8 protein-coding genes are annotated in these 7,302 nt (G+C 69.0%); all 8 read right to left on the bottom strand.

Annotated elements, in window-relative coordinates; all coding sequences use genetic code 11:
- Nucleotides 1-70: 70 nt before the first annotated feature.
- Entirely contained in the window at nucleotides 71-493 is a 423-nt protein-coding gene (locus tag QWU11_RS40555) for a hypothetical protein (RefSeq protein ID WP_290119882.1), read from the bottom strand.
- Nucleotides 493-690: a helix-turn-helix domain-containing protein gene (locus QWU11_RS40550; protein WP_290119881.1), complete on the bottom strand. Its 198-nt coding sequence runs from the start codon at nucleotides 688-690 to the stop codon at nucleotides 493-495. Before QWU11_RS40550 ends, QWU11_RS40555 begins: the two co-directional genes overlap by 1 nt.
- A 228-nt stretch (nucleotides 691-918) precedes the next feature.
- Nucleotides 919-2,901: a DUF3987 domain-containing protein gene (locus QWU11_RS40545; protein ID WP_290119880.1), complete on the bottom strand. Its 1,983-nt coding sequence runs from the start codon at nucleotides 2,899-2,901 to the stop codon at nucleotides 919-921.
- 70 nt (nucleotides 2,902-2,971) lie between these two features.
- A complete protein-coding gene (locus QWU11_RS40540; RefSeq protein ID WP_290119879.1) occupies nucleotides 2,972-3,238 on the bottom strand; it encodes a hypothetical protein in 267 nt (88 codons plus the stop codon).
- A gap of 101 nt (nucleotides 3,239-3,339) precedes the next feature.
- Nucleotides 3,340-3,621: a hypothetical protein gene (locus QWU11_RS40535; protein ID WP_290119878.1), complete on the bottom strand. Its 282-nt coding sequence runs from the start codon at nucleotides 3,619-3,621 to the stop codon at nucleotides 3,340-3,342.
- 128 nt (nucleotides 3,622-3,749) lie between these two features.
- Entirely contained in the window at nucleotides 3,750-5,861 is a 2,112-nt protein-coding gene (locus tag QWU11_RS40530; protein ID WP_290119877.1) for a hypothetical protein, read from the bottom strand.
- Nucleotides 5,858-6,892: a DUF2637 domain-containing protein gene (locus QWU11_RS40525; RefSeq protein WP_290119876.1), complete on the bottom strand. Its 1,035-nt coding sequence runs from the start codon at nucleotides 6,890-6,892 to the stop codon at nucleotides 5,858-5,860. Before QWU11_RS40525 ends, QWU11_RS40530 begins: the two co-directional genes overlap by 4 nt.
- Nucleotides 6,885-7,301: a hypothetical protein gene (locus tag QWU11_RS40520; RefSeq protein ID WP_290119875.1), complete on the bottom strand. Its 417-nt coding sequence runs from the start codon at nucleotides 7,299-7,301 to the stop codon at nucleotides 6,885-6,887. The genes QWU11_RS40525 and QWU11_RS40520 overlap by 8 nt, the downstream gene beginning before the upstream one ends.
- Between the last annotated feature and the right edge of the window lies 1 nt (nucleotide 7,302).

Raw genomic sequence — 7,302 nt, 5'->3', positions numbered from 1 at the left:
CTCCACTCGTACTGCGGCGGAATTCCTCCCAAAGAGTTCGAGGAATCGTTCTATAAGTCACAGGAATCCACTAAGATAACTTCACGTATCCAAGCGATCTAGCCTCCAAGATCGCCGGGGCGGTCCAGCGCTTCGAGGAGAAGAGCACGGGCGTAGCCAGCATGAGTACTCGCGCGATGTCTGCACGGTGCTTCGCCGAGGCGTCTTTCCACTTCATATCTGCGTAGTTGCAGGCGAACTCGTACCAGCTCATGTGATTGATCGTCTGCTTCCATGTCACTGGCTGGCCGGTCTGTCTGCTGAATGCCTGGGCCTTGTTGACGGCGGCGACCAGCTCGGAACGGAAGCTGTCGGCCTGAGCCTTCTTCTTGTACGTCTCTCGGAAGAGGGTGCCCGCCACCCTCCAGAGCACCCGGTAGGTGATCACCTTCCCTGCCGCGTTCTTCCTTTTCTCGATTCCATAGATGCGGACGTCGTAGGTGATGTCTTGCATCAGACGGCGTCCTCTCGTTCGTCGAGCCAGCGGTCCAGTTCGGCTCGGCGGATGCGGAGGCTGCCGTTGGGCAGGGTGATGCAGCGTGGGGCGCGGCGCTTGGCGCGCCAGTCGTAGAAGGTTGAGCGAGAGATGCCGAGTTCGGTGCAGACTTCGGTGAGGGTGAGCTTGTCGTGGGTTCGTTCTGAGGTCTTCACGGAGCGGTCGCCTCCGAGCGTTGTGATCGGTCGGGTTGGCGTGGCCGGCGTGTGCTTGGTGGCTGTTCGCCGGTCACGGTGTGTGTCCTGATCTGGTGCTCGGGGGCGGGCGGGCATGGTGAAGCGGGTAAGCGGAAATCAGCAGAATTGCTTGTGCTGCTTTTCGCTTACGTGCTTCAGGTCCTGACCGCGGCCTGCAACCGTCGCGGCGCTGACGCTGTGTGGCGGTCATCGGCTGGTCTCCAGCGCGGCGGGGTGGACCTCGTACGTCGGCGCAGCCGGACGTCCGCGGCCGGTCCTGGGTGGCGGTGGCAGGCGGCGAATCCAGCCGTGGGTTTCCAGGACGCGTAGGGCGGGGTCGAGGTCAGTGACCTTCTTGAACCGGGCGCGTAGTGGCGGCTGGGCGTCCCGGGCGGCGAAGCGGACTCGTGCGGTGTTGCGCGTCCAATCGAGGAGGGCTTTGGCGTCGGCTATCGCTGGGTCAACGCCGATCGCGTCGTAGGCAGCCTTCGCGTGCGCGGTGAAGTATTCGCCGATGTCGCGGGCGTCGGCGAAGGTGTCGGCGGTGATGGGTCGGTTCCACCCGTCGCGGAGGTGCTTGGCCAGGTGGAGCAGCCCGGAGATCCGTACGGTTGCGCCGACGAGTTTGCCGCCCCAGTCGGTCATGTGGGCCAGGTCGCCGTCTGGGCGGAAGCGGGGTTCGGTGTCTGCGAGGAGCTGGGTGATGGCCTCGTGTGCCTCGTCGGTGAAGGTGAGGGTTGCCGGTTCGGTGAGGCGAGCCAGGGAGAGCACCAGGGCTTTCATCGTGGTCTGGTAGGTCGCCTCTTGGTCGGTGGGCATGGGGTCGGGTTTGTTCTTGCGGTGGCCGAGCAGGGAGTCCGGGACGGCGTAGAGGAGGCGGCCGAGGAGTCCTTGGTCTCGGAATTGGGGTGTGTCGCCGAGTTCGGTCAGGACGCCGGGTTGGGTGCAGATGCCGAGGGTGACGGTGGCGTTGTCGATGTGTTCGGAGTCGCGGCCCATGCGGTCGACGCGCATCTCTTCACCGGCGTGGCCTTTCTTTAGGACGGCGAAGTTCGGGGCGCCGGAATAGCGACCGGCGGCGATGGAGAAGATCTCGCCCTCGGGTGACAGCACGGCCATCCGCCCTCCCTGCTCGCACAGCAGGGAGGTGAGGACTTCCACCGTGGCGTCGTCGGAGAACAACCGCGGCCTCGCGGGGACCACGGCGGCGTCGAGCTCGAGTCGGGCTTCGGTGGCCTCAACGAGCGCCAGGGCGCGTTGGGTGGGGTCGAGAGCCGTGGCGTTCTCTGCGGTCTTGGCGCTCTGTTCGGCGCGGGCCTCGGCGATGCGCCGGGCGATGGCCGCTTCAGCGATCAAGGGTTCGGCTTCGGCGATGAGGGTCTGTTCGGCGGCCTTGATGGGCGCGCACATCGCCCGGTAGACCTCGGACTTGCGGTTGCCGGGTGGGAGCACGATGACGGTGAACAGGTTCGCCGGTTCGCGCCAGGCCGAGGCCTGGATCCATACCTTCCCGCCGGCCGCCACGGCGAGCACGGCCAGGGCGAGGCAACCGGCGAGGTCGGCCGGGGTTTGGGTGACCTCGGCGAGCGAGGCCGCGTACTCCCCCAGCCAGTCCGGGAACGTCCACAACGGGAAGCCCGGCAGACCGGTCGGGCTGGCGGTGAGCGGAGTCGGGTCGGCCCAGCCCCTGAGATCGCGTGAGGTGACGGTGGCGATCTCGGCGGCCACGGTGCTGCGGAGGTTCGCCGTGTCGTCTCCGGTGGCGGTCTGGCCGAGCTGGATCAATCGGGTGCCGGTGGTGATGACGGTTCGGGCGTAGGCGAGGTCGCGGATCATCGCGGCGTAGTAGCCGGCGTTGGTGGCGGCCGGGACCTGGGCGATGAGGTTGTGCAGGTAGAGAGCGCCTCCGGTGTTGGTGAGGTCGCGTCCGAGTTCGGCACCGACCGCGAGCGGATCGAACGGTGCGTCTCGGCCGGCGAGGGCGGTGATCGCTTCCCAGATTCGGGTGTGGGCGGGCCGGTAGAACTCGCCGCCATCGAGCAGCTCGCGGACCTCGCTCAGCGCTGCGGGCGAGAGCATCATCGCGCCGAGTACGACTTGTTCGGCGCCGATGTTGTGCGGTGGCGCGCTGCCGGGCTCGGCGTCCTGGTGGTCGCCGTCGATGAGGTGGAGCGCGTGTGGCTTGGTCACGGGGTGCCTGTCCCTTCCGGGGTTGGGCCGGTGTCCCGCCGCCCACAGGCGGCGGGACAGAAGCGAGTTCTTAGGCGGCTGAGTAGGTGATCTGGTCGGCAAGGGTTCGGGCGTTGGTGTGGGCCATGTGGAGGCGCTTGGCGATCAGGTTCGGGGTTCCGCCGGCGGCGAGGATGAGGCCCGCGGCGATGCGGCGTTCGGACTCGGTGAGGGCGACGGAGCGCTCGCCGGTCGCGGCCAGCTCGATGGCGATTGGGTCGATGACGCCGTCTTCGGGGAGCAGCCATACCGTGCGCTGGTGGTCGTTGTGGTGGCTGGCCTGGCTGGGGTGGGTCATGATGGAAGGGCCTCCTTCGGTTTTGTGATCGGTTGGGGCGGCGGTCCGGCGTCGTGCTTGGTGGCTGTGCGCCGGGCCGCACTGACGTTTCTGCGGGGCGGTCATCGTGGTTTGCGGGTGCCGTGGCCGCGGCCGTGGGTCCGCGTGAGGTGGTTGTAGATGCGGCGGCCGAGGCGGAGCTTGGCGCCGGTCCCGGAGCAGTGCGTGCAGAGCCGCCAGGCGCGGCCGGTCGGTGAGAGCATGCGGCCGGTGCCTTCGCAGCGGCGGCAGCCGCGGAACGGCCAGATGAGGCACGCGACGGCGTAGCCGATGGCGAGGACGAGGGCGAACACGAGCAGGGGTCCGGCGGATGAGCCGGTGTCGGTAGCGGCGAGCAGGGTCATGACGAACCTTTCTGGGCTGTTTTCGGGCATGCGAGGTGGGGACCGCTACCCGCGACCTGGGCTTATTGCCGCAGGTCGGGTGGGTAGCGGGCCGGGTAGCGTGCGCGCTACCGGTTGCGGGTGTGCCGCTACCGGTCGGTGGTCATGGCGCGGCGTTCGATGGCGGCGTTGATCGCGTCGGTACGGGCGCCTTTGAGGGTCAGGCCGTCGCGTTTCACGTCGACGGACGGGACACCGAACGCGCGCACCTGGGCGGAGATCGCATCGGGTGTGAGGTCGGCGTAGTGCTCGGGATAGGTGGCGGCGAGCCGGGTGGCGATCTGTTGCCAGTGCAGGCCGCGTTCGCCGGGGTTGTAGATCTGGCGGACGTCGGCGAGCACGTCCCGCGCCTCGCGGGTGACGTCCTCCCCCGCGGCCGTCCCGGTAAGGGTCCGGGCGCGTTGGCGGTAGGCGCGGGCAGCGGTCAGGATCTTCTCGGTGTCTTGGGCGTCGGCCAGATGGGTCCGTACGGTCGGCGTCGCATCCGAGGCACCGCGCAGGATCCCGACGCCCTTGTAGTCAGGCAACAAGGTCGAGGAGTCGAAGCCTTCGGAGTACGCACCCGAGCCCAGGACGAGTTCCGACACCTGCCAGGAACCCGTACGTAGCGAGAACCGGATCTGGTGGTTGTCGCGGAAGGCGTTGAACTGCTGCGCGACTTGTCCCGTACCGATGCCGCTCGGCTTCTGAGTCGCCCCCAGCACGATGACGCCGGCGGCCGGTGCGACCTTGACCAGGAACACCAGCAGCGCGGCGACCTCCTTGGTCGCGTCGGCGTCGGGCAGGTCGAAGTACTCCTGAAACTCATCGAGCACGACGAGGCGGACCGGCATCCGATAGCGCGGGTCACGAGCGATCTCGCGCGTCAGCTTCCCTTCGGGGCACACGTCGACCGGCAGCTCGGACAGCCGCTGGTAGCGGTCCTGCACGTCGGCCTTGATCGCGTGCAAGGAGTCGATGAACAGCTCAACGGGGTCACCGTCGCGGGTCATCGCCAGCCCGAACGCGCACCGGTCGGCGACGAGCCGGAACTTGCGCCAGTCCGGTGAGCCCTTGCCGTCGAAGACCGACAGCTTCACGTACGGGTCCAGCGCCGCGTACAGCGCCAGTGCGCGGGCCGAGAACGTCTTGCCCTGCCGTGGCTGGGCGCCGACGAGGATGGAGTTCCACATCATCTCGACCGCGACGCGGTTGCCGCGCTCGTCCAGGCCGAACGGTGCCGGTGCCCAGATGTCGGTGGGTTTGCACACGAGCAGCGGCGTACGACCGGCCGGGATGGCCAGCGGGTCACGGTCCGCGACCCACAGCGCGTGCCGGCGATGCGAGGTCGGGTCGCGGGTGATGAACACCTGGGAGAGCGAGACGTCCAGGCCGGAGGCGATGGCGGGCTTGGCTTTAACCGCGTCGTCCAGGCCCTTGCCATGGGGCAGGTCGATCAGGACGCGTGAGCCGTTGCCGTCGCGGGACATGGTCGAGCCGAATTGGACCTGTTGGCCGGGCTTGTCGGGGTCGCCGAGCTTGGCCGCGTAGTAGGCGCGCAACACGATGTCCGGGTTGAGCTTGCGGAACCTCGGCGTGACGATCGCCGCAGAGATGATGCGCCGATCGGTCGGCCGCCCGATGCGCGCCAGGGCGGGCACGACTCCGGCGAGCGTGGCGGCCAGCAGCCAGGCCGGCCCGGTGAGGATTACTCCGGCGGCCATGGCGACGCCGGCGGCCTCGCCGACGAGGACGATGCCGCGCCAGGTACGGGTGGCCTTGACCTCGCGGTGGAGCTTCATCCACATCTCGGGGTCGTTCCGCTCGGCAGCGCCCTGCCGTAGGCCGAACTGCTCGGTCACCCACCACCAGCGCAGATGCCGCCCCGTCAGCCGGAACACCCCGACGGAGGCCCAGAAGCAGCCGAGCACGGCATAACGAGGTGCGCGTACGGCGTGGTAGCTGAGCTGGTGCGCCCACCGTCCGATGGCGTGCTCGGCGGTCGCCCGGATGGTGGGCCAGCCGCGCAGCTCGGCCGGGATGATCGGGTGCCGTTCTCGTACGGGGTCGGGCGGCTCGACGAGAACCGCGTCGCGCGTGGGCGTGGTCTCCTCGTCCAGGACCACCTCGTAATGGGTGCCCTCGGACCTGCTGAGTGCCGTCGTCGGGTGGAGCGGGATCAGCTCACCCATGGGCTCGGGCGACGTGGCGTGGTCGCTCACTGCTGCGCACCTCCCGTACGGGCCGGGCTGTCGGTCTCGGTTTTGAGGCGCGTCAGCAGAGCACCGACGCGTTCGTTTCCGGCGGTGGATCCGGCCTGGCGGAGGGCTGCGGCGAGGCGATCCCGCGTGAGCGGCTCGCCGCGTTCGTCTGCTTCGACCGCGATGCGCCGTCCGGCGGCCATAAGGTCATCGACGTTGGGGACGGTCCGGCGCTTGGCCCGGGACCGTGCGCTCGTACGCCGAGCGGACCGTCCGTGCGAAGGTTCGCTCGCCGTCCGGCGAGGCGTCCTCTCCGCTGGCTCCGGCTGCGGAGCGGACAGCGCGGGAAGTTCCCCGGCAGGGGTCAGTTCGCCGAGCTTGTAGAGCGCTTTCGTCCGGCGAGGTGCCTTCCATCGCCAGCCCAGACCGTACGCATCTTGTAGATCGGTGAGCGCCAGGACGCGGTCACGCTCGCGGGTGAGCGCGGCAGGGTAGGAGCGGGTCTCCCACAGCACCATCCGGCGCCACAGCCGTACGGTCGGGACGGGCGCGAGCAGCCACCGCGACAGCCGGATCGAATCCATCCGCGTACCGGCGGCCAGCCCAGCGCGGACGCGGACGACGTGCGCGGCGACCTCCACCGCGGCGACCCACAGGGCGGGCAGCATGGCGTGCGCGACGATCCCGAACACCGACGTCTCGCCGGCGACGTTCAGGTAGACCGTCGCGCCGGTCAGCGACCACGGGATCAGCCGCAGCCACCGGACCCGCATATCGAGGCGGGCGAGCACGATGTCGAGCGCGGAGAACACCGCGATCCCGACGTCAACGCCGACCGGCACGGTGAACGCCAGCCGCCCGAACGACTCATGAGCCGCAGCGGCGACGCGAGCGAAACTGTTGACGAACCCGAGCAGCCCCAGCGCGGCGACCAGTCCCCCGACCACCGCGACGGCGGTCTGCTCGTGCTCGGTCAGCGCCCGTGTCCGTACCTCCGTAGGCGCGGGTGCGTGAACGGGCGCCAGGTACGGAGCGGTGTACGGCTCAGCCACGGCGATGCCCCTCCTTCTGCTGCGCGTCAGCAGGGGTGCCGTTGGCGCGCATGACGGCCTGGGCGACGAGGCGGATGTTGCGGGCGTCCAGGCCGCCGAGCATCGCCCGCAGATTGACCGGCACTCCGGCCAGCCCGGCGGCGATGCGGAGTACGGCTCCCTCACCGGTGGAGCACGGCAGGCCTCCGGCGTCGAGGACCCTTACCGCGGCGCTCCAGTCAATGAAGGCCGCGACGTCTTCGTCCTCGTCGAACAGGTCGGTCTCGACGGCGACGCATGTACGGACGAAGTCGTGGCGGTGCAGCCACAGGTCGTGCTCGACCAGCAGGCCAACCGCGGCTTCATCGGAGTGGCAACCTCGGGCGCCGACGCGCAGGAGCGCGGCCAGCTCTGTGGCGGTGTACCCCATG

Origin of the sequence: Actinomadura sp. DC4, assembly GCF_030406325.1 — a bacterium.
Lineage (GTDB): Bacteria > Actinomycetota > Actinomycetes > Streptosporangiales > Streptosporangiaceae > Actinoallomurus.
Note: the sequence above shows the minus strand (reverse complement) of the source record. Positions and strands in the feature narration are given on the sequence as shown.

Excerpts from the sequence above, each read along its gene's own strand:
- QWU11_RS40540 (WP_290119879.1), bottom strand. The coding sequence starts at position 3,238 with ATGACCCACCCCAGCCAGGCCAGCCACCACAACGACCACCAGCGCACG.
- QWU11_RS40535 (WP_290119878.1), bottom strand. The coding sequence starts at position 3,621 with ATGACCCTGCTCGCCGCTACCGACACCGGCTCATCCGCCGGACCCCTG.
- QWU11_RS40555 (WP_290119882.1), bottom strand. The coding sequence starts at position 493 with ATGCAAGACATCACCTACGACGTCCGCATCTATGGAATCGAGAAAAGG.
- QWU11_RS40520 (WP_290119875.1), bottom strand. The coding sequence starts at position 7,301 with ATGGGGTACACCGCCACAGAGCTGGCCGCGCTCCTGCGCGTCGGCGCC.